This is a genomic window from Sphingobacterium sp., assembly GCF_039596235.1.
Classification (GTDB): Bacteria; Bacteroidota; Bacteroidia; order Sphingobacteriales; family Sphingobacteriaceae; genus Sphingobacterium.
The window spans coordinates 12,788-35,101 of the sequence record NZ_JBCNKE010000007.1; the positions used below are offsets into that span (position 1 = coordinate 12,788).

General features: G+C 38.5%; 15 protein-coding genes. 9 read left to right on the forward strand and 6 right to left on the reverse strand.

All coding sequences use genetic code 11. The features are described 5' to 3' along the window. Window positions 1–185 precede the first annotated feature (185 nt). The 4 genes from ABDW32_RS14940 (at window position 186) to ABDW32_RS14955 (ending at window position 6,321) form a co-directional block, all read left to right on the forward strand. Complete coding sequence (locus ABDW32_RS14940; RefSeq protein ID WP_343563739.1) at window positions 186–2,711, forward strand: ATP-dependent Clp protease ATP-binding subunit; 2,526 nt, start codon at window positions 186–188, stop codon at window positions 2,709–2,711. 134 nt (window positions 2,712–2,845) lie between these two features. Further along, window positions 2,846–3,301 (forward strand): hypothetical protein, encoded by a 456-nt coding sequence (locus tag ABDW32_RS14945; protein WP_343563741.1) that lies wholly within the window; start codon window positions 2,846–2,848, stop codon window positions 3,299–3,301. A 550-nt stretch (window positions 3,302–3,851) separates the two neighbouring features. Further along, the gene (locus ABDW32_RS14950) at window positions 3,852–5,429 is read left to right on the forward strand and encodes an MAC/perforin domain-containing protein (RefSeq protein ID WP_343563743.1); all 1,578 of its coding nucleotides are present in this window, start codon (window positions 3,852–3,854) and stop codon (window positions 5,427–5,429) included. Between the two features lie 22 nt (window positions 5,430–5,451). Beyond that, window positions 5,452–6,321, forward strand: coding sequence for a hypothetical protein (locus ABDW32_RS14955; RefSeq protein WP_343563745.1), 870 nt, complete (start codon window positions 5,452–5,454; stop codon window positions 6,319–6,321). Window positions 6,322–6,458: 137 nt separating this feature from the next. Here ABDW32_RS14955 and recN read toward each other — a convergent pair whose 3' ends face one another. Next, window positions 6,459–8,123, reverse strand: coding sequence for a DNA repair protein RecN (recN, locus tag ABDW32_RS14960; RefSeq protein WP_343563747.1), 1,665 nt, complete (start codon window positions 8,121–8,123; stop codon window positions 6,459–6,461). A 458-nt stretch (window positions 8,124–8,581) separates the two neighbouring features. Here recN and ABDW32_RS14965 point away from each other — a divergent pair, with 458 nt between their 5' ends. Both ABDW32_RS14965 and ABDW32_RS14970 read left to right on the forward strand, forming a co-directional pair. Next, window positions 8,582–9,196 (forward strand): SprT-like domain-containing protein, encoded by a 615-nt coding sequence (locus tag ABDW32_RS14965; RefSeq protein ID WP_343563749.1) that lies wholly within the window; start codon window positions 8,582–8,584, stop codon window positions 9,194–9,196. A 67-nt stretch (window positions 9,197–9,263) separates the two neighbouring features. Continuing rightward, window positions 9,264–9,677 carry a hypothetical protein gene (locus ABDW32_RS14970; protein ID WP_121127400.1) on the forward strand — a complete coding sequence of 138 codons (414 nt, stop codon included), beginning with the start codon at window positions 9,264–9,266 and terminating at the stop codon, window positions 9,675–9,677. 265 nt (window positions 9,678–9,942) lie between these two features. Here ABDW32_RS14970 and ABDW32_RS14975 read toward each other — a convergent pair whose 3' ends face one another. The 3 genes from ABDW32_RS14975 to ABDW32_RS14985 all read right to left on the reverse strand — a co-directional run bounded on the left by ABDW32_RS14975 (window position 9,943) and on the right by ABDW32_RS14985 (window position 13,874). Then, complete coding sequence (locus ABDW32_RS14975) at window positions 9,943–10,203, reverse strand: hypothetical protein (RefSeq protein WP_343563754.1); 261 nt, start codon at window positions 10,201–10,203, stop codon at window positions 9,943–9,945. 310 nt (window positions 10,204–10,513) lie between these two features. Then, entirely contained in the window at window positions 10,514–11,527 is a 1,014-nt protein-coding gene (locus ABDW32_RS14980; protein ID WP_343563756.1) for a PDDEXK nuclease domain-containing protein, read from the reverse strand. A gap of 166 nt (window positions 11,528–11,693) precedes the next feature. After that, the gene (locus ABDW32_RS14985) at window positions 11,694–13,874 is read right to left on the reverse strand and encodes a S41 family peptidase (protein WP_343563758.1); all 2,181 of its coding nucleotides are present in this window, start codon (window positions 13,872–13,874) and stop codon (window positions 11,694–11,696) included. A 356-nt stretch (window positions 13,875–14,230) separates the two neighbouring features. Between ABDW32_RS14985 and ABDW32_RS14990 the strand changes: the two genes are divergently transcribed. After that, window positions 14,231–14,428 (forward strand): hypothetical protein, encoded by a 198-nt coding sequence (locus ABDW32_RS14990; RefSeq protein WP_343563760.1) that lies wholly within the window; start codon window positions 14,231–14,233, stop codon window positions 14,426–14,428. A gap of 110 nt (window positions 14,429–14,538) precedes the next feature. On the opposite strand, the gene ABDW32_RS14995 is transcribed toward ABDW32_RS14990, so the two are convergent. Then, window positions 14,539–15,873 (reverse strand): SWIM zinc finger family protein, encoded by a 1,335-nt coding sequence (locus tag ABDW32_RS14995; RefSeq protein WP_343563761.1) that lies wholly within the window; start codon window positions 15,871–15,873, stop codon window positions 14,539–14,541. Window positions 15,874–15,877: 4 nt separating this feature from the next. Then, window positions 15,878–18,988, reverse strand: coding sequence for a DUF6493 family protein (locus ABDW32_RS15000; RefSeq protein ID WP_343563763.1), 3,111 nt, complete (start codon window positions 18,986–18,988; stop codon window positions 15,878–15,880). A 489-nt stretch (window positions 18,989–19,477) separates the two neighbouring features. Between ABDW32_RS15000 and ABDW32_RS15005 the strand changes: the two genes are divergently transcribed. After that, window positions 19,478–20,956 (forward strand): TROVE domain-containing protein, encoded by a 1,479-nt coding sequence (locus ABDW32_RS15005; protein WP_343563765.1) that lies wholly within the window; start codon window positions 19,478–19,480, stop codon window positions 20,954–20,956. An 812-nt stretch (window positions 20,957–21,768) separates the two neighbouring features. Beyond that, the gene (locus tag ABDW32_RS15010) at window positions 21,769–22,296 is read left to right on the forward strand and encodes a hypothetical protein (RefSeq protein ID WP_343563767.1); all 528 of its coding nucleotides are present in this window, start codon (window positions 21,769–21,771) and stop codon (window positions 22,294–22,296) included. Window positions 22,297–22,314: the final 18 nt, after the last annotated feature.

Here is a 22,314-nt window from a genome sequence, read left to right on the forward strand (position 1 = left end):
AAAATTTAAAAAAATTGGAAAACTCTTGTTATATTAACATACAAATGTAAACTTTTATACTGACATTTTGGACGTATACTGGTCATGGCTTAATTGTTGATGACATTATTTAAAATAATTTTAAGGTTTGAAATGTAGAATTTACTACATTTATATATCCTTAATATAAAACAGAAAGGTATTCAATGGAAGCAAAATTTTCACCGCGCGTAAAGGATGTCATATCGTACAGTAGAGAGGAAGCTTTGAGATTGCGTCACGATTATATAGGCACAGAGCATTTGTTGCTCGGCTTGATTCGTGAGGGCGATGGAATGGCGATCAAAATCCTTAAAAACATAGGCATTGACACAACTGCCCTACGTCAATCTGTGGAAGACGCAGTGAAGGGGGCATCTGTATCACGTGCACCTATTGGCAACATGCCATTAACTAAACAAGCTGAAAAAGTTCTGAAAATCACTTATTTGGAAGCTAAGATTTTCAAATCAGATATAATTGGAACCGAGCACCTATTATTGGCTATCTTACGGGATGAAGATAATATCGCTTCGCAGATTTTACAGCAATATAACGTGACCTATGACATCTTCAAATCTGAAGTTGAGCAAAATAGAACCACTATCAAGGATGAAGCCCCTGGCTCACCAACTGGTGATGATGATTTTGCCGAAGATGATCAATATATCCAACCTAAAAAAGTGTCGGATATCAAATCTAAAACGCCGGTATTGGACAACTTTGGTCGGGATCTGACTAAAGCTGCTGAAGAAGGTCGATTGGATCCCATTGTAGGTCGTGAGAAAGAAATCGAACGTGTATCACAGATCTTATCACGTCGTAAAAAGAATAACCCGTTATTGATCGGTGAACCCGGAGTAGGTAAATCGGCAATAGCAGAAGGATTGGCCTTACGTATTGTGCAACGCAAGGTATCACGTGTCTTGTTCAACAAACGTGTGGTAACCTTGGATCTAGCGTCTTTGGTTGCGGGCACAAAATATCGTGGTCAGTTTGAGGAGCGCATGAAAGCAGTCATGAATGAACTGGAAAAATCACCGGATGTGATTTTGTTTATCGACGAAATCCATACCATTGTTGGCGCTGGTGGTGCTTCAGGTTCTTTGGATGCTTCCAATATGTTCAAACCAGCCTTGGCAAGAGGGGAAATACAATGTATCGGTGCAACAACACTGGACGAATACCGTCAATATATTGAGAAAGATGGTGCATTAGACCGTCGTTTCCAACGTGTAACCATCGAACCGGCTACACATGATGAAACCGTAGAGATCTTGAATCGTATCAAGGAGAAATATGAGGATCACCACAATGTGACCTATACAGCAGAAGCGATTGAAGCCTGTGTATCATTGACAACACGCTATATCACGGATCGTTTCTTACCGGATAAAGCTATTGATGCATTGGACGAAGCGGGCTCACGTGTGCACTTGAACAATATCCATGTTCCGCAATCCATTATCGACATCGAGAATAAAATCGAGGAAGTCAAATTGGAGAAAAATAAAGTTGTTCGTAGTCAAAAATACGAGGAGGCTGCAAAACTACGTGATACAGAGAAAAAGCTTATTGATGAGTTAGAGAAAGAGAAGATTGCGTGGGAGGAAGAAACCAAATCTAAGCGATACACTGTTTCCGAAGAGAATGTAGCGGAAGTTGTGGCCATGATGACTGGTATCCCAGTGCAACGCGTCAGCCAATCCGATAGCCAAAAGCTGTTGAATATGGGTGAGTTGATGAAGGGAAGAATCATCGGTCAGGACGATGCTGTTGGTAAATTGGTTAAAGCCATCCAACGGACACGTGCTGGATTGAAAGATCCTAAAAAACCCATTGGCTCCTTTATCTTCTTAGGACCTACAGGTGTTGGTAAAACAGAATTGGCAAAAGAGTTAGCTCGATTTATGTTTGACACCGAAGACGCGTTGATCCAAATTGACATGAGTGAGTATATGGAGAAATTTGCCGTGTCACGTCTAGTTGGAGCGCCTCCGGGATATGTTGGTTATGAAGAAGGTGGGCAATTGACCGAGAAAGTACGTCGTAAACCTTATGCGGTGGTACTTTTGGATGAGATTGAGAAGGCACATCCGGATGTATTCAACTTATTACTGCAAGTATTAGATGAAGGTCAGCTGACCGATAGTTTGGGACGTAAGGTAGACTTCCGTAACACGATTGTCATCATGACTTCTAACATTGGAGCACGCCAATTGAAAGAATTTGGTCAGGGTGTGGGGTTCACCACAGCAGCAAAATCGCAACAATCAGACGCCCATTCACGTGGAGTAATTGAAACTGCATTAAAAAGAGCTTTTGCTCCTGAGTTTTTGAACCGTATTGACGATGTCATTGTTTTCAATTCGTTGACAAAAGAAAATATCTTCAAGATCATTGATATTGAACTGAAGTCATTGTTCAAACGAATCGCAGATTTAGGTTATACAATTAACCTGACCGAAGAGGCAAAAGATTTCATTGCAGATAAAGGCTATGACAGTAATTTTGGTGCACGTCCTCTAAAACGGGCAATCCAAAAATATCTGGAAGATCCAATTGCAGAAGAAATCCTTAAAGGCAATGTACAGACAGGTTCAGTTTTAACGGTGAGTATCAATCCTGAAACCAAAGATATTGAGGTTTCTAGCTCAGATCCGAAGTCTTCAAAAGATACAGCGGAGAAATAATAACCTGCTGTCTGAAAATAATTTCAAGAAAATGCACCATTATGGTGCATTTTTTGTTATAAAGAAGGTTGATGTTAAACTTTCGCAGAATTTTATCGTCCTATAATAAAAATGTCACAAATAACACATACGATATGAAAAGACTTTTATTCGCAGCTTTACTTGGAACCGCAACTTTGGTTTCATTCTCTTCTTGTAAGAAGGAGTATATTACTAATTCCCTGCCAGGCACAACCTACAAATTTGATGTACCTGGCGCGACTTATCAATGGAAAACTGAAGGAAATCCCAGAACTTTTGTGATCTCGGTTCCCTTCAATGAAATTGATTCTAAATATTTTGAGTATGGACAAGTCGCTGTTGCTATTGCTTTTAATAGTAACCCCGATTTCTATATCAACCTTAATGGAAACAATATTCCTACGACATCTGGTCCTTATAATTTTAGGGTAGAGTATTCTTTTTATGATGGAAAAATTGATGGGGATTTAAATATCTACGCTGATTATCTCGGCACGGGAACAGTAACCCCTCCGCCTCCATTCCGAGCGAAAGTCACTTTAACCGACGGAAACAACGGCGGTCAATAATAAAATACCAAAGCCTCAGAACTACGCTGAGGCTTTGGTATTTTATTAGGAGGTTTCATGATTTCCCCCCCCCCTTTTCAACAACAACTCAGCATGCTCTACCGCAGCATCTGTCTGGTTTGCCCCACTTAACATCTGTGCGATCTCTTTTACCCTTCCGGATTGATCTAAAAATACTATTTTCCATATGACGTACTTAGACTATATCTATTGACTTCAGCCCCAACCAATTATTCGATATCTTCCGAAAGGGAGAAATTACACGAACCATTCAATTAAAAAATATTTCCCTTCAAAAAACGATCTCTATGGCAAGAACGACAACAAACGCTACTTACCCAAATCAAACTTTCCTTTAATAATTTTTACGATACTATTCTTTAAAAATTAATATTTTATTAACATTCACAACCAGAACAATAAAACAATATACTGATAAATTAACAGCACCACCAATGCTTAACACATAAAATATATTTTTTTTACAAAACATAATTTGCCTTACAAAAACACAAATACTACATTTGCAGAGAAAATTAACATATTAATTATGAAACAAAAAATCATTATTCTATCACTGACTTTATTAACTATTTTCAATTCTTGTAAAAAAGAACATTTAACGAATGGCCTAAATACTAGCCAAAGGTCCGCAGGAGATAAAGATCTAGATCTTTTAGGATATGGCTATGACGCTACAGGAAATTATGCTGACGAAATGTCTGGCAAAGGAATGGTTGTTGATGTAAAAAAAATTAGATCTGAAAATCGCGACAGGATTGAAGCAGGAGAAATAAGTCGTCAAGATTTTTCTGAAAATTCTGCAGAAGATTCTAGGACGTATATTTCGAATATCTTAAAGAATATAAATATTGACACAAGGCTCCTATTATTCTCTTCAACATTAAGAAGTAAGTTTTTGAATTATGATTCTACTGACACAAAATACTCTTATGCGTCTGTTGATAAACTCATTATCAGAAAAAAACTGACTATAAATATGCTACCTGAAGATATAAAGAAAAGATATCTTTCCTCAAATTTTGTTGAAGATTGCGAAATTATGACTCCTCAAGAAATTATTAAACATTATGGAACACATGTCCTTACGGATATAACATTAGGGGGGAAAATAAATGTAACTTATCGATCTGAGATTAATAGTACCGACAAGAGAAACAAAGTAGATATTGGAGCCAAGGCTGGAACCTTTAAGGTATTCGGATTAGGAATGTCTGCCAGCGGAGGAATTAATATCGATGAAAATGAATTACGTGAAAATAAAAATCAAAGTTTAGTTTATTCCGCTATTGGAGGTGATCCCTCTATTAATATTGCGGGAACAACGAACTTAACTCCTGGCAATATACAAAACAAAGAATTAGATCTAACAAAATGGCAAAACAGTGTAACTCTAGACAATTCTCATTTAATTGATATTGGTAAAGATGGCCTTTTGCCTATCTATGAACTGATTCCTGGACATAAGGCCGTAGTCGTAAAAGAATATTTTTTGAAAAATTTAAACAAATTAAAGAAAGTGTTAGATTATCAAAATGTAGGAGACCTAGTTTATTACAAACGAAATTCAAGATTAGACGAAACAGAGATTCAATATGATTATTTATTGATGAATATGCCCGATGGCTTCAAAATCGTATCTTTCACAAATGTAGTTAATGGAGCCAGAGATAATACTTCAATACCAGTTCAACAATTATTCCCCAAAACCAATTTATTCGGAGATAGAAACGTTGATTGCTATGAGAAAAATGACAATTCAATACGAGCATATGATGAGCTATTTACTAGAACTCAAGGTAAAAATGCATTCGCTAATTTAAGAACGAACTTAGAGCAAAGTGGTGTTCTAGCTACTATGAAAGCATATACTCCAACTAGTCCATCCAGAAAAGATTGGAGTGTAGACTTAGTACTATTGACTTCTACTAATCAATACTTTGTTAGATATTCGCAATATACTAAAACACAAGCCAATGCTACAGAAACTAGATCTGATATATTTTATCCTATCGCAAAAAACGATATAGCAAGATATGGTTTTAACATTCAAAATGTGAAACAAATAGCAAGCACTGGATCATCTTTAATTAGTAAATCTTTCTAAAAATTATTTTTTTCAGAATGTAATGCTAAAAATTTATTTGCTAACTTTTGTCTTATCGTTTTGGAAAATTGCTTACAGCCAGGTTGAATGGAACTATTCCATTCAACCTAAAATTGTTCAGAATAGTTTCTCTTGGGATATTGCAGGTAATTCAGCGGGAGAAAACCCAAATGTTTTATCAGAATTATCTTGGAAAGATATTATACAAATCGGAATAACGACACAGATCGGAATAAAATTCAAAAATAAATTTTCAGTTGATTTCGCCTATAATTTTTCAAAAACCGTTAAGGGAACAGTTAGTGATATAGATTATTCAGAGGACAACAAAAACGCTATCACAGAAAATCAAAAATATAATAGTGATAAGGGAAATTCCAAATCTTACAATCTAAATTTCGGTTATATTATACATAAACATTGGGGAGAGTTAGATATATGTGCCAATGCAATTTATGAAAAAAACATATATTTTCTCTTAGCTTCTGAGAAACACCTTCATAGTAGTTATCAGCCGAAATTTATCGGAGGGGGACTCGGAATTACAGCAAAAGTAAATTTAAATTCAGATTTTGAATTAGATGTATCTAATATTTATTCGCTAAATAAATATACTGCGACTGCAGATTGGAATTTACGAACAGATTTTTCTCATCCCAAAAGCTTTGAGCATACAGCGACAACTTGTAGAATTTACGGTCAATATGGTATCAGTTACAAATGGAGAAAACAAATACACATTGCTCCATTTATCGCTTACACTAGATATGTTAATATTGGAAATGGTTTAGATAAATTGTACTACAGTAATGGAGATATTAGTTACACCAGACTAAACAATGTAAAAGCAATCTCGAAGGAAATTGGTATTAAATTCATCTATATTCTTTAGATTCTATAAAAACCTTAGAAAAACCTATTTTTTTTTATAACTACTCATTTTCAAATACCAACTATAAAAGTATACAACCAATCAAAAAACTAAGAAAATATCCACATAATAAATTTAACACTAATAAAACTATCCGACTACTCACCCTTTAACAACAGCTCGGCATGCTCTACCGCGGCATCTGTCGGATTTGCTCCACTCAGCATCTGTGCGATCTCTTTTACCCTACCGGCTTGGTCTAACCGAACAATATTTGATATGGTACGATTGGCTTGATCTTCTTTATATACCTTGAAGTGTGCTGCACCTTTTGAGGCTATCTGCGGTAAATGGGAAATAGCGATCACCTGCATATTTTCGACAAGATTTTCCATGACTTCACCTACACGTAAAGCCACCTCTCCCGAAATTCCGGTATCGATCTCATCAAAAACAATCGTCGGCAAAGCCGAAGTTTTAGCAACCAACGACTTTATCGCCAGCATCACACGGGAAAGCTCGCCTCCCGAGGCTACCCGATGAATGGACTGCAGATCCTGCCCTTTATTAGCTGAAAATAGAAACTGAATTGTATCTATTCCAGATTCACGCATCTCCCCCTCTTTTAATGGCTCTAATACGATCTGAAGCACTGCATTTGGCATGCCAACATTCGACAAGGTATTTTGCACATCCTTAGCAATCCTATCCAGTACTAATTTGCGCGCCGCCGACAGTTCCTTCGCATTCCGCAGTGCAAGCGCTAACTTCGCTACAACCTCTGCTTCCAACCGCTCCAATTGTTCATCAGAAGAATTAATGGCCAGCAGTTTTGCCTCCAGGTCATCTCTGAGTTGAATAAGCTCCTCAACAGAATCAACATGATGCTTTTTCTGTAGTGAATAAAGTAAGCTCAATCGTTCATTCACCTCCAATAAGGTCCCTTCATCCAATTGCGTATCTTCTTCGAGTGAGGCCAATTCTGCGGCAACATCTTTCAACTCAATCAAGGTGCTTTTCAATCGCGCAGAAAGATCAGCGGCCTCCGGTAGAAATGAAGAGATTCCTTCCACCTGTGTCATTGTATCTTTTAATCGGGTCAATATCGCCGTATCCTCATTTTCCAACAAATGCGAAGCCGTATTTAGAGCGCGTTTGATATCCTCTGCATTTTCCAGCTGACGCTGCTGTTGCTCGAGTACCGCCTGTTCTTCGGCAACCAGTTTTGCTCCATCCAGTTCGTCAAACTGAAACTGAAAATAATCCAATTCCATTGCAGCCTTCTTTACCGCCTCTTTTAATTCTTCCAGCTCCCGCTTAGCCTTTTTATAGGCTGTATAACTTTCTTTATAGCTTTGTTTCAATGCAAATGAGCCCGCTATGCTGTCAACAACCAAAAACTGAAACTCCTCCGTATTGACCTGCAAAGTCGCGTGTTGTGAATGCACATCGATCAACTGTTCGCCCAATTGCTTTAATATCGCCAATGTAACCGGCGAATCATTAACAAAAGCGCGGGATTTACCATCTGGTGTTATTTCCCTTCTAATAATGGTATGATCCGCATAATCGAGGTCATTTTGCTCAAAGAAGCCATTTAATTGATAAGCACCAATGTTAAATTCCCCCTCAATCACACATTTTTTTGATGGGTCAAAAAAATGCTTTCCCTCTGCCCTGTTGCCCAAAATCAGGGAAAGTGCCCCCATGATAATGGATTTACCCGCTCCAGTCTCCCCAGTAATCATATTCAACCCTTTGTCAAATTGGATTTCCAACACATTGATCAGGGCATAATTCTTAATATGTAAGGTATCTAGCATATTCTTGAAGGTCTATTTTACAGTTGAGAGGAAAAAACCGTTCCTCAATCGGATTGTATTGTATTTTTTATAATCCTTTCTTTAGTAGGTAATTTACCTAAAACTCTACCGATTTCAATGTTTTTGTTCCAAAAAAATATAATATCGGTTTTGGATATTATATTGTCCACGCTATTCAAGAGCACTAAATACTAAAAATAATATCAAAATTCCAAATAAATAACTAATTTTTATAGCTAAAACATAGCGATTTTATAAATGATTTATAGTACTATCATTTGTAAAGACTATTCAAATCCATCCTTCTGATACGATCTAATGAAGATTCAGCCGGAGCAGATCAAGTTGTAGGGCCGTACACAGACGATCTGCATCTTTTGACAATATCGTGTTTGGCGGTGACAAAATAATGTCTTCCGGTTATGATGCGAACATGAATAAATCACTATTTTTACAGCATGCAAGATTACAGTGCTACCCTCAAAAAATACATGCCTGAAGAAGCCGCCCCGATTATATCCAATTGGATAAATCATACCGCATGCTTATTTAAGATTTCCCGTTCCAGAAGCAGCAAACTGGGAGATTACCGTGCGCCATTTAGAGGCAGTCCGCACCGCATCTCGGTGAATCACGATCTGAATCCTTATTCTTTCCTGATTACGACTATACACGAATTTGCACATCTTCAGACCTGGAATAAGCATCAACACCGGGTAAGACCCCATGGTAGCGAATGGAAAAAACATTTTAAGGAATTAATGGATCCTTTTTTAAAACTCAATATCTTCCCAGGCGATATCAGTAGTGCAATACATAGCTATATGGAAAATCCTGCCGCCTCGAGCTGCACAGATCTTCACCTATTTCGTACATTGAAAGCTTATGACAAGACAAAAAGCAATGCGCTTACAATAGAAGCATTGGAAGACGGACATTTTTTTAAATTAAAGAATGGGCGGTCGTTTCAGCGCATCGAAAAAATACGGAAACGCTATAAATGTATGGAGCTATCGAGCAAACGTATGTACTTATTCAATCCAATTGCAGAGGTATTTCCGCTAGAACAATGATTTTTAACAAATACATTCATTATATTTTTATCTTTGCTAACTTAGGAAACAATTAAAGAGAGCTTTTATGTTACACTTACACTCGACAATAGCAATTGTCTTATTGCTGGCCCTGGTGATATCTATTGTGATCACCTTAATGAACTACTTAGGCAACAAACCTTACAACCGCAAAATTGCCTTATTAGGTTTTATCGTATCGCATATCCAATTATTAGTGGGATTGATCTTATACTTTTATTTGAAGTATCCATCGATGATCTCAGGCAGCGTGATGAAAGATCCAACATTACGTTTAAAAATCATTGAGCACCCTTTAACGATGATCATCGCCATTGTATTGATCACCATTGGTTACTCAAAAGCTAAAAAGATGGAAAACTCAAGAAAAGCAAATCAAACTGTTGTGATTTTCTATATCATCGGTTTAATTTTAATGCTTGCTCGTATTCCTTGGGGCACTTGGTCATTATTCGCATAATCTATATAGCATTTATAGCGAAAAGGCATCACATTTAAGTGATGCCTTTTTTAGTCGCTTTATACTAGGCAATGCTATAGTACCAACACGGTCTCCTCATCTTTCTCCTATATTCAAGACTTTTTAAAAAAGCTTTTTGTCTAGAGAACATCTTACTCAACTGAATATACTTTTGCGCCTAGTAATCACTTATTAGAACAAAATATCAGCGCATAAAAAAGCCCCAGTAAAAACTGAGGCTTCCAATATCTTAAATGACCCTTAATTAGTCACGGTTTTTTCCAAATCCCAAAATACCGAAAACAGTTTTAAAAGCAATAAGTGTACCTACGATCAATGAGATGTTTGCTATCGCGGAGAACAAGAATGTTTGTTGTCCCATTGCAGTACATACATCCGGTACAAAACGGATAAATGTGCCTATTAAACCTAAAGCGATAGCTACTACCAATGTTTTGTAGTAATGAGTTTGATTCGCATTATTATCAGTTGTCTTTGGAGCTCTTGTTTGTACAGTTTCTGCCATTTCTATTTCGATTTTATTCGATACAAATGTACAAAATATTCTATGTTTGAAAAATAAAATTGAAAAAACCAATAATGGTTGAGATTCCACAGGCAAAAGACTACTGCTCTACGTATTTTTGATGATACTTGCCCAGGCTTTCTATAGTTAAATGCCCCCATTATAAACTTGGTCACTATCATTAACTATACTGCTAAATAATGGCTTAAAATTTATTTGAAAGTAGTATACTTCCTGCTACTATTCCTTTCAGCAATAAAAGGCACCTATAATGTTGTTTTTCGATGGACATTGAATAAACTCAATTTATCTATTCTACGCTGCCCTTACTCACAAAACTATCCAATTCTTTGTTCAGCTCATCGAGCAGCTGTTGCTCCGTAGGTAGATAAAGCTCATACTGACTGGCAACAATCTGTTTTTGCCCCTCGGGAAGGGTAAATTTCACTACCGCATCGTTTTTATTCGCACAGAGCAAGATGCCAATCGTGGGATGCTCATGTGGCAGCTTTTCAATACGATCGTAGTAATTAACATACATTTGCAACTGACCAATGTCCTGATGTGTTAATTTGTGTGTCTTGATTTCAATGATCACAAAACTTTGCAATAATCGGTTGTAAAAGACTAAATCCACAAAGAACTCATCGCCTTCGATATGTATACGTTTTTGACGGGCAACAAAAGAAAAGCCATTCCCTAACTCAAGCAAAAACTCTTGAAGATGGGTAATAATTGCACCCTCAAGATCTTTTTCATAATAGGCACTTTCTCGCTTTAATCCCAAAAACTCCAGTACCATTGGATCTTTGATAATCTCTTTTGCATCGGAGGGCATCTTTTCCTTTTTTGCCACAGCCAATACACTTTCCTTATCGTTGCTAAGCAGCAGACGTTCATATAAATTACTAAAAACCTGTCTTTCCAGCTGCCGTGATGTCCAGTTATTTTTGATGGTTTCAGCCATATAGAATTCTCGTTGTTCGTCCAAGTCAAGCCGCATCAACAACCTATATTGTGTCCAGCTCAATTGCGAACGCAGTGCATTCGCAATTGGAAAAACACGATAAAACTGTCTAAACAACTCAATCTGCCTTCGCGAAAATCCGCTACCAAATTCAGGTTCTAACGCTTTTGCTAGATACTTTGTAAGATATTTTCCATAATCAGCCCTATCCTTTCCTTGCTGTTCTTCTTCAAAGATACGCTTACCGATATGCCAGTACATCAACGTGCGCTGATGGTCGACAGCACGAATGGCATTGTCTTTGGACTGGGAAATAATCGCTTTTATATCGGATACTAAAGTTTGATCTGTTGTCATAGTTCCTTATTTAAATTGGTGCTGACTTTGGAATAGAATAGTACAAAGATAACTAAACATAATTAAAATTACTAAATATTTTAGTAATTATTTTTATATAGATCAATTTATAGCATCCGATTTTAAGTCCGCCCACTTTCACAACCATCCTTCATAAAGACCAAACTTATTTATTTAAATACTCCAATGCTTTCTCCATTACCTCATCCCTACCTTCACGAATCCCCTTGATACTCGGTTTGACAATCTCATCAATTTTAATGCCTACACGTTGGGTTTCACGTTGATCGGGATAATATACCCCTAACCCTGAGAGCATTGTCCGCTGATTGCCCGGTAGATCAATGTAACTGACATTTCCATCAGCACCAGCTGTCTGTGATCCGAAAACCCTAACATTGGCAGCTGACTGATAAGCCATCACATGATATTCCGCAGAACTCTGTGTATCTTCGTTGACGAGAATAGCCACTTTACCCTGATAACATTCATTGGTATTTTCCCCAACTTGTAATGGACTGCTCATTACAAAAGTGCCGGGATATTGAAGACTGGTGCTGGAAAAACGGACGAAATCAGTAGGCTTGGTTAACAACAGGGGACTAAGCTTGAATACTAAAAAATCACCGGGGTAGTTGCGATCATCAATCAAGATGCCTTTTACCTTACTCCAATTTGCCATATTTTCTGTGATCATTTTACCCCGAAGCAAACTGTGATTGATATACAGGATATTATTATCCAGCATTTTAAAGGCAACGGTATCCTTTGGCGCAGGTTTAATTTGCATAGAAGGCACCGCAGCAATATCTACTGTAATCGGTTGGCCATCGCGCATTAGTTCACAGCGTACAATCTCGCGATTGCTTGTCACAAGCCGTCTCGCCAGATCACGGTTGGCAACAGCTTCATTCGGTGTACTTATGTAAGCCCAAAGCGAATCTCTAATTTCTTCGATCTTTTTATGTTCCTTACTGCGGATAACATCCCCTATCCTAAGTTTAGCTCCGGTCTTTCCACTATCAAAAACTTTAGTTATCACGGCTTGTCCTTCAATCATTCGGATCTCTACAGGCATGCGGTACTTGCCATAAAAATTTATCAGCCCCTTGGGCATGCTCCAGAGTCCGGTATGCGCATCTTTAACGCGGGATACCATCTTGAGAAGAGAAAGACCATAAGAAATGTCATCCCGACTAAGAATCATTTCTGGCACAGCGGTCTTTAAAACCACATCCCATTTCGGATCCGTCAGATGTTTATAGGGGGAAAAATATTCGATCATATTCCAAAAGCGAAAGAGCGCCAATAAGCGGAATCCCGCATCTGCAGAAAATACATTTTCATATTTTTTTTCATTCTTGAAAAGAACATTGCCGACATCTTCAGCAAAACCAAAATAATGATGTTGATCAAAATTACTGTAGCGAATGCTTTTTAATTTATTCTTGATATCATCGTTAAAAGGGAGACCGTCAATCCAGCTATAATCAACTTCGTGGACAACGTTCTCAAGCTGCGGCTTGGCATAATTGGCCGTGGTACCTAAACTATCCAACAATGCGATATAATGTGCCTCCACAGATTTATTATCCTTTGCCATAATAATAGCGTGAATGGACTTAAATGCCTGCTGATCCCAATCATATTTTCCTTGGGCTACAGCCGGATGTCTATATTTCAGAAAACCCCATATTCTTCCCAAATCCACTAAGCGTTGATCAAGCTCTGGAGTACTATTAAAATCAGCTATTCCCGAACTTACAGGTTCACTGATTCCTTTTGCGAATGGCACAAATAGTCCGGCTTCCCTGGTAATATCTTTACCATCTACAGTAATGAGTACATCATCAACCCACATCTTGCCTTCTCCAGAAAGAAAAAATGCAATGGATATCCCTTCGGTCTGATCCGGCAACAATTTGGCCTTCACCTTAATACTTTCCCAGTTTTTTGTTCCGTTAATTTGGCGATTGGCCATATTGTCGAAAAAGACTTTGGGATCTATCCGCAACATCATCGACACATAAGATCCCGCGATAACATTCTCGCGCTTGATCATCGCAGACACTTCAATGGAATCACCCTTTAAATTTGAAGGCAACCACATCATAATTCCTCCGAAAGCGCTGTTCCCTTTTGTACTTTCAATCCGGAGTGCGCCTTTTGCACTATAATACGTATCGCGATCTATACCACTCTTAAACGCTGTCGTGTCACCGATCTTGAACCAGGGATTAGTAATCGGTTGATCAAATGAAAAGTTAAAATTTTGTTGACTGAACAGAGGAGTACTTATCGTTGTTAGCAAAAGAACAAGGAAAATAAATAGGCGATTAGATTTCATAATTGAAAATTTCTATTAAATTAACCATTTAATGAATTATTAACAAAACTTTTCACAATAACTTTTTTCTGCTTTTCCCGGCATCCTTTTAAATTTCACACTCATTACAAAAAAGCGGACAGGAAACTCATGACAATTTACTTTTAATCTATCATAAAGTTTGGCTAACTTCACTATTATTCTCTAAATCTGATGCAAGAAAACTACTCAGCGAACATCAGATCACGCTAAATGATGATTTTAAAATTATTTCCAACCAAAGTGGCGGCTTAAGAGATTACACACATCAATTTAAACTCTCTATTTCAGAAAAAGACAAACAATCTTTTATCGATCAACGAATCTGGAGTGAAAAAATGGATGAAAGAATAGAAGTTCATACCTCCGCTGTAGACAGATACGAAGGTGATACGCTACGCAATAATTATCACGACAATGATTTCTATATTTATTCCATGTACCGTCCGAATGGCAAAGGCATAGTTCCGACATTTATAACGATTTGTGTATCAAAGAGTAAAAATACATTGACATACGAGGAGATCTTAGACTAGTTTTAACACAGAACCATTCAAATCCCCTTTCTCTTTGCTTTTAAATAATTGACCACTACATTTTGTTGCTTCATACTTCACTGCAAGCAAAATATGAAGCAACAAACAGGCTAACCGTTCAACATTTTGACGGCTAGTATGTGTTTACATAACCCTCTTTTCCCCTGATGATTGGTAAACCAATTACAGGTACACCGAAACTTATCTTCCTGAATGATCACAGTATGCTGTACTCCTGACCCCTCAACTCTGGCCTCAATATAATCCGCCGTATTCTTAATAAATTGAACACCTGCCGTCGCAACTAGTTTCTTCGCATTTTTTAACCTTGGATTCAAGGCCAGAATACGTTCCATCTTAAACGGCAACCTTCTATAGTAATGCTGATGATTATGTAAATCATAACCTAACAGCCCGATAGATGATAATGAAGCCGATAGGGTGTCCATCGTATCAAAGTCCACATCATGCTCTATGGAAAGCATTGTTGGATCAAATAACTCGTTGGATTTGAGTAGTCCGTTAACAGCATGGATCCATTCATCAGGCACGGCCTTAACCATATTTTCCAGCACATTACCTTCACCCGAAAATCCGCGATAACTATCTGGTGACAAAGCAAGGGTCAGCCTCATTTTACCAAAGTCGGCAACAAACGCTGCGCTTTCACCTCCCTTTTCCTGATAAACAAGTAATTTATCTGCATAAGTCAGCAATCCCTCCAATAAACGCAATCGCTGAATACCACCGATACGTACCGCATCTCCTGTACTTATAGGCGAAAACACAAATCTGTTAGCCCTTTTTGTTAGATAGAACTCCCCTTTCACATTCCCTTTTGGAATGCCCTGAAACAATTGGATAAGTTGAATTTTATTTAACTCAAACTGTAGTTCCATGCCAGCTAGATAGAGTTGGACGGAAGTCAATCCTTTGATCCAACGCGGTGGCAAAGTCACTTTCTTTTCAGTCACCTTGGTTTTATCAGTACTAATGGCAACTTCATTGCTTCCTACCCCCAACACCATCTTTTCGGTCTTCTTGACAGCATTTAATGCATTGAGCATAGGTTCATTGAAATCCACATTGGTTGTTCCACTCGCGATAAACTCGCCATCAATAGCTTCCTCCAATAGATCCAGGCGTGCATAAACACCGTTACAGGAAGAAAAGCCCTCGAAACGAATCTGATTGGTACCGGCTGAAACAATCGGATCCCGTAGACTCGGAGGTACGGGTCCGAAGCTTGATCGCACAACCTTCGACAAAGTCAACAAACATTTCGAAGTCAGCAAAGGATCGGTGAGGCTCCCCCAAAAGAAACAAGGCACATTGGCCACTTCGGCCAGTTCCGACTGATGCGCCAATACTAATTGCTGTATGCCCGATTGCTGGGTCAGTTGTGAATTTCTTGTATAGCTAATCGCTAAATCTTGCTCGGCCATATTGTTATTTTCTTATTTTTTTCAAAATAGGTTGTAAACTCTTATATATTTCCAATTTCCCGAATATCTGTTGCAGCTCTTCTGGAAAATTGTACTGCTCCTTGTTCATCAGATCGTAATAATATTCGATGATCTTTTTAAAATTAGTCGGCATCTTTTCAACAACGTTATAATGAACAAAAGCCACATCCAGCAACTGCAATAAGGCATTGTTATGTTTCGAAGATATATCTCGGCATTGTTCCAGGACTTCAACACATCGACCAATTGGCCCATAACCATTGCTCAGCAGCATTCCTAAGTGTTTACCTAATGCCGTAGTGTCCAATCTATTTTCGTTAATCGCAGCCAAAATAACTTCGACAGCCATCGCACGCACCTCCTTTTCCTTGCTGAAGAGCGAAGTCGCCAAGTATAGGTTGGACTGCTGATCAAAAAGAAAAAAATCGTACAACATTTCCTGTAGGTAAGCTACTGATGATTTTCCGCCTATATCACTTTTACTATTCAGCCCCATCGTTAAAAACATGGATAGACTTTCCGTATTCTGCGGCATCAAACTGTGCATATAGGGTACATCAGCGCTATACAAATAGTAAGATAATAAGCTATCGTTCCCTCGGTTAAAAATATCTTTGTGATACAAAAAGGCCTCAACTCCCTGTTGGAAAGCAGGGAAATGATAGCTCAGCTTATCACCGTTATATACCTGCTCAGACTTTCTGGTCGTGTAATTATAGCCGTTATAATAAGTAGGCTCTATTTTCAATGCCGGACGGAATGGTTGAGCAGCAAAAGGAACATTCGCTAAAGGCTCCTTGGAAAATTCTTCAAAATAGGCATCCCGATGATGTGTACGTGCCACGGTAGCCCATACACCAATCCAGTTCATGTGATCCGAATCTTTGGAAGACAATAAGTTTTTAAGCCAGGATTGCTGCTGAACCTTCATCGGCTCCAAACCTAGGGCATAACCGATCACATCTTGAACCTGCTGTTCCTTTATTTGTTCTATCAGTACTTCAATTTCCTCGAGATCTTCACGGACTGTACGGCTTAGTGCTATGGAAAAATCCAATAAATTGATCTTCACTCCCGCTTCCTGATAGGCCAATATACGCTGAACTAGAGCGGTCGGCGCGATCCAGAATGGTTTATGTGTCGGCAGGCTCAACAGCGGTAGGCGGATACCATCAATACGATAACGCTGTAATAGCTCCAATTGGCTTCCCATCAGACTGACCCATTTCGAGTAATTGTGATGCCGATCCTTATCTTTATATACAACAGTTGGTTTATAGTACATATTAATAAAGGCCCCTGAAAAATGATTGTACCAAGAAGATTCACGATAGGCTCTTGTCAGCTGTTTGATGTATGGCTCCAGTTGTATTTTATAGTCTGCGGGAAAAACAGCTACCTGTTGCACCCAGGCATTCATCAATATCTCCACCTGAACGGGATCCGAACCACCAATGACTTCCCCCACCTTAAAAAATATGTCGTTCCAGGTCTCCGGGTATTCATAGGCTTCTTTAAGGCGACGAACTGCTGTTGGCTGATAGCTATATCGTTCGGGGGAGTGACCGCTCAGCTCGGCTAGGATTTCAGCTTCAGAATAGCCAACTTCTTGCAAAAGATGCTTCAGGTCAACAGCCACTGTTCCCATCATTTGGCTCTTGTACATCTGAAGCTTTTCAGATAACTCTTCCGAAGCCCCGGTCTGATTTTTTAAGATAAACTTACTTGCTCTTTCCTGTAACTGTAGGTCTGAAATCATAAATAGATCTGCTGCCAGGGAAACAAATCGCGCTCGCCATTCCGGTTTTTGCTTCAACAATTTATCAAATTGAATCAAAAGGGTCTTCAGGCTTGCCTTAACATCGCTCCGCATAAAAATCCCTTCAGCCCAATCCAAAAATTCCTGTAACTGAAAATCATGATGCGAGAAGAATGGTTTTAGATACTCGACCACAAAATTGATCACAGCACTATGTTCAGCATGCAACAGAGGGAAGAATTTTTGCTGCTGTTCAATCACTGTATCATCTGAAAGCTTCATCCGTTCGATAAGTTTTCTGAAATAGCTTTTTAGATTATTATTCCAGTTTTTGGTCTGAGCTTCGAGCGCTCCAGTGATGATGAGTTCTGGATCAATTTTCCCATTGGCCAATAAGGTATCAAACACTTTGTACCATAACAGTTCATTGTCCGCATTCTTATAATCATAATTCCAATAGATGCTGTGAATCCCCGTTTCGTAAGCAAATACCAGTGGAATATCCCGTCGGATCGTCAATTCATCTGTTGTCAATTGTTCAAAAAACCTTTTCGATTCATAATTATTAAAACCAGAAATTGAACTTGCATAAAGTTCCGGTTCAAAATCAACATATCCCATTTGCTCCAAAAGACGGAGATTATCGTAATTGATCCGTTGCCAATCATTTTTACGAACCAACTGCAATAAATATCCGCCCAGCCAGTTGGGCTTGGCATAGGTTAGGATCTGCATGACATCCTTGCTTCTTGCCTGGTTCAGAAGTTCATGAAAAATATCCCAGCTACCGGCATCAGAGCCAGAAAAAGTGGCTAGAGCGAGTAATTTCACCGTACGTTGTTGTTCCTTGGTACCTCTTGTCCCCCAGTTGTACTGGGCCTTATTTTTAAATTCAGGATCTTTGGAAAGATCGCTGTAATCGACCCAATATCGCTTGGCAGCACGAATTTCCTTTTTTAAAATTTCGAGGTTACCATTCGAATATTCTTCTAGAAAAGGGATGATATCTCCCGTCCTTGCCTCTTTGATAAGCAACTTCAGCGCTGCTACCGCCTCTTCTTTGCGCTGGCTGGCAGCCGTGGGCTGTCGAACGGCTGATCCCTTTTCCTTGCCATCAGCAGCTACGGTACCATCTTCAGAATAGCCTTTTTTAGTCTTCTCCGCAATTAGTTTTTCAGCATCCTTAAGACAGGCTTCTTCTGATTCGAAAGTCTTACTTTTGCTCTGTCCTGCTGTGCCATTTCGGCCATAGGTTACCGTATGTGTCGCACCAGCTGTCTGTATTTCCCAAAATTTATCTGACGTACCGTCTATATACTTTAAATGCTTAAACATTTTTTCTTAACGTGTTATAAATTCTTTTCTGTGATGCTTAAATATAGGGAATTTAAACAGAACAGTACCGCTTATTTTTCACTTAGGAGATAATAATAGCGGTCTACAGACAGGGAATACACTTTTAAAAGAACCTGAGATTTTATCTGTCAGCATACGATGCCGTGGCCAATCGACCAACTGGATTTTCTGGCGAGGTTAACGTTGGTACTCTAGGCGCAATGTCCAATCCAACCAGGGTTACACTACGCAACAAGGTTGCGCACTAAAATATTCTTACCGAATTATTGACTAGAAAATAAAAAAATAAAAAACTAATAATCAACTAATTATACAAAAAAACTTTTCCTTAACTCTTATTGCGTAAATATAGTGCGTAGGGCCGTGTGCAATTTTGTAATGTAAGCTCTGTATAGCTTGGCCACATGTTTTAACGATAATAAAATGAAAATGAAATTCAACTTCCTTAATACTAAAAAGCAGTCGGTTATGAACCATGAGAAAGCAAAGGCTTATCTTATGACACCAGAAATCGAATTGTACACTACGGTAGTCACAACTGGATTGAATGATTCTTTTTATGAAACCAGTAACAGTAGATTGGATCGAATTAAGAAGCTGGTCATGGTATGCGAATCGATTTTTGTTGCCAAACTTGCGATTTATGCACGTACGGCAATGAACTTAAGATCCATCCCGATAGTACTAGCTGTCGAGTTAGCGAAGAAAGCCTCCGGGGAGTCTATCGTTAGTAAAGCCGTGAGTCGTGTGGTATTGCGTGCCGACGAGATAACTGAACTTCTGGCCTATTACCAGATTGCTAATAACAGAAATGGAGCGAAAAAGTTAAGTAGACTTTCCAAGCAAATTCAAAAAGGTCTGGTAACATCTTTTAATAGATTTGATGAATACCAGTTCGCAAAATATGCCCGGAAGGCTGATATTAAGTTAAAAGATGCGTTGTTTCTTGTACACCCTAGTCCTAAGGACGATCAACAACAGGCTATTTTTGACAGGATCGCAGCAGATAATCTTTCGATCCCTTACACCTGGGAAACGGAGCTTTCTAAGTTGGGGCAGGAAAATTTTGATAACGCCATGGCGAGATCTAAGGCTTTTACCAGAAAATGGGAAGAATTGATCGAAAGTAAAAAAATCGGTTATATGGCATTACTCAGAAACCTTCGCAATATTCTAGAAGTGAATGTATCAGCCCAACATGTCCTAATGGTTTGTGATTATCTGTCGAATGAGCAAGCTGTAGTAAACTCGAAGCAACTTCCATTCAGGTTTCTTTCAGCTTATAGAGAGCTGAAAGCGCTAAAATCAGGTTTAACGTCAACAGTATTGACAGCATTGGAAGATGCGGCATTATGCAGTACCAAAAATATAAAAGGTTTTGGTTTTGAGACTTCTGTTGTGATCGCCTGTGATGTTTCAGGATCTATGCAAAAGCCTATTTCGGCAAAAAGCACGGTTTTACTTTATGATGTGGGCCTAATGCTAGCGATGCTACTACAGTCGCAGTGTAAAAATGTAACAACAGGAATATTCGGTGATACATACAAGATAATCAATATGCCTAAACACCGGGTGCTGACGAATGTAATAGAATATTACAAGCGAGAAGGTGAAGTAGGCTATTCAACAAACGGATATTTGGTCGTGGACGATCTGATCCGTAGAAAAAAGATGGTAGATAAAGTGATGATATTCACTGACTGTCAATTGTGGGATAGTAGTTGTAACGGCAATTCTTTGGAAAAGTCCTGGAATAATTATAAAAGTTTAGCACCAACAGCGAAGCTCTACCTGTTCGATCTGGCAGGATATGGAAAAGAGCCCTTAGATGTTAAACAAAATGATGTTTACCTGTTAGCAGGCTGGTCAGATAAAGTGTTCGATATACTTTCTGGCATGGACAATGCCCTATCTGCTGTAGAACAGATCCATCAAGTTGAAATATAAGATCACCCCGCTGTAATTTCGCTGCGGGATTTATAAAAGAAATAAAACAAGCAAGTGTCGTAGAAGAGAGTTACTTCGCATTTGGGTTGCCCGTGTCACAGGTTCGAGTCCTGTCTCTATAGATATATAGAGTAGCTCAGTTGGTAGAGCAGGAAAAACAGTCTCTTTTCGTTAATTACCTTGCTTTATGATAAAATTGGATAAGTGCCGTAGAAAAGAGTTACTTCGGTCAAATGGCAGGTTCAAATCCTGCTTCCGATAAGTTCTAGATAGCTTAAATCGAAAACATCGGAAAAACCTCTTTTCGTCAGTTGCCTTTTGATTCTAAACAGAATGCCGTAAGCAATAGTTACTTCGTCACCATGAAGGGGAGGAATAATGAAGTTGTAAAATCAACAAGATTATCCGGTTCGAATCCGGCAATGACTAGCCCCCACTAACGCTGATTTTTGCTTCTGTTTTTTTAAACTGGAAATTTATCAAGTACAATGTACTCCCTTACATTGTACTTTTGATCGCAAGTCCTCCTAAAAGTACGATCTATGCCGAAGACAGGCAAAGCAACAAGCTTGGCTTGCTTAAAACCTGGAGGCAAGAGCAGAAAGAAAAAGGAAATTTCAGACCGGATTCAGTCCTCAATAATTTAAGATTTCCAAAAGAAGATTAAAATTCCTAAAATTGCATGCTCATTTTGACAGAATCTGTTTCGATAGATTTAACATTAACTTATCTCTTCGCTAGATCTGGGCATAAGGAAATCAGTCAAAACTGTTGCTACAGTAGAGTGAAAAAATTAAAATATAAAGAATAAGATGAAAAAGGTACTATTTTTTCTGTTACTGATACCTTTCTGGGCAAGTGCTCAGCAACAAAATATCCAGGACTTTGTCGTAAAAGAGAGTCTTTCCAAAAACGGAAAGCTTGCGGTTGTCGCTTTAGATTCACTGGGCAACACCAATGAGACCATTAATGGAAACTACATGTTTACCATCAACGGTTTCTCTCAGGCACTCCAATTTCACGATGGTGTAGCTGTTCCAAATCAAAAAATCGAATCGTCTACCTTTGTATTTTTTAATCACAAAAACCAAGAGAAATCCAAAGGTCGCCTGTTTTATATCTATAAGACTGATAGCGGACTTTCTCCCTTTGCCATCAGCGGATTGATGTTTTTAATCATTCCTGCCATTGTATTGGGTATCGCCTATATGTTTAAAAAAGTGATTATGACCGCCATTGCACTGGCAATTGTTTTCTTTATATTCAATCACTCACAGGGATTAGATTTAAGTAAGATTTTTGAATCAATTTTCTCCAGCCTAAAAAATCTTATAGGCTAGCAGCAAATATCGGGATAT

Bases quoted from the DNA above. Each gene is read 5' to 3' on its own strand.
- recN (WP_343563747.1), bottom strand. From the start codon at position 8,123: ATGCTAGATACCTTACATATTAAGAATTATGCCCTGATCAATGTGTTG.
- ABDW32_RS14950 (WP_343563743.1), top strand. From the start codon at position 3,852: ATGAAACAAAAAATCATTATTCTATCACTGACTTTATTAACTATTTTC.
- ABDW32_RS14970 (WP_121127400.1), top strand. From the start codon at position 9,264: ATGTTACACTTACACTCGACAATAGCAATTGTCTTATTGCTGGCCCTG.
- ABDW32_RS15010 (WP_343563767.1), top strand. From the start codon at position 21,769: ATGAAAAAGGTACTATTTTTTCTGTTACTGATACCTTTCTGGGCAAGT.
- ABDW32_RS14955 (WP_343563745.1), top strand. From the start codon at position 5,452: ATGCTAAAAATTTATTTGCTAACTTTTGTCTTATCGTTTTGGAAAATT.
- ABDW32_RS15005 (WP_343563765.1), top strand. From the start codon at position 19,478: ATGAACCATGAGAAAGCAAAGGCTTATCTTATGACACCAGAAATCGAA.
- ABDW32_RS14945 (WP_343563741.1), top strand. From the start codon at position 2,846: ATGAAAAGACTTTTATTCGCAGCTTTACTTGGAACCGCAACTTTGGTT.
- ABDW32_RS14940 (WP_343563739.1), top strand. From the start codon at position 186: ATGGAAGCAAAATTTTCACCGCGCGTAAAGGATGTCATATCGTACAGT.
- ABDW32_RS14995 (WP_343563761.1), bottom strand. From the start codon at position 15,873: ATGGCCGAGCAAGATTTAGCGATTAGCTATACAAGAAATTCACAACTG.
- ABDW32_RS14985 (WP_343563758.1), bottom strand. From the start codon at position 13,874: ATGAAATCTAATCGCCTATTTATTTTCCTTGTTCTTTTGCTAACAACG.
- ABDW32_RS15000 (WP_343563763.1), bottom strand. From the start codon at position 18,988: ATGTTTAAGCATTTAAAGTATATAGACGGTACGTCAGATAAATTTTGG.
- ABDW32_RS14980 (WP_343563756.1), bottom strand. From the start codon at position 11,527: ATGACAACAGATCAAACTTTAGTATCCGATATAAAAGCGATTATTTCC.
- ABDW32_RS14975 (WP_343563754.1), bottom strand. From the start codon at position 10,203: ATGGCAGAAACTGTACAAACAAGAGCTCCAAAGACAACTGATAATAAT.
- ABDW32_RS14965 (WP_343563749.1), top strand. From the start codon at position 8,582: ATGCAAGATTACAGTGCTACCCTCAAAAAATACATGCCTGAAGAAGCC.
- ABDW32_RS14990 (WP_343563760.1), top strand. From the start codon at position 14,231: ATGGATGAAAGAATAGAAGTTCATACCTCCGCTGTAGACAGATACGAA.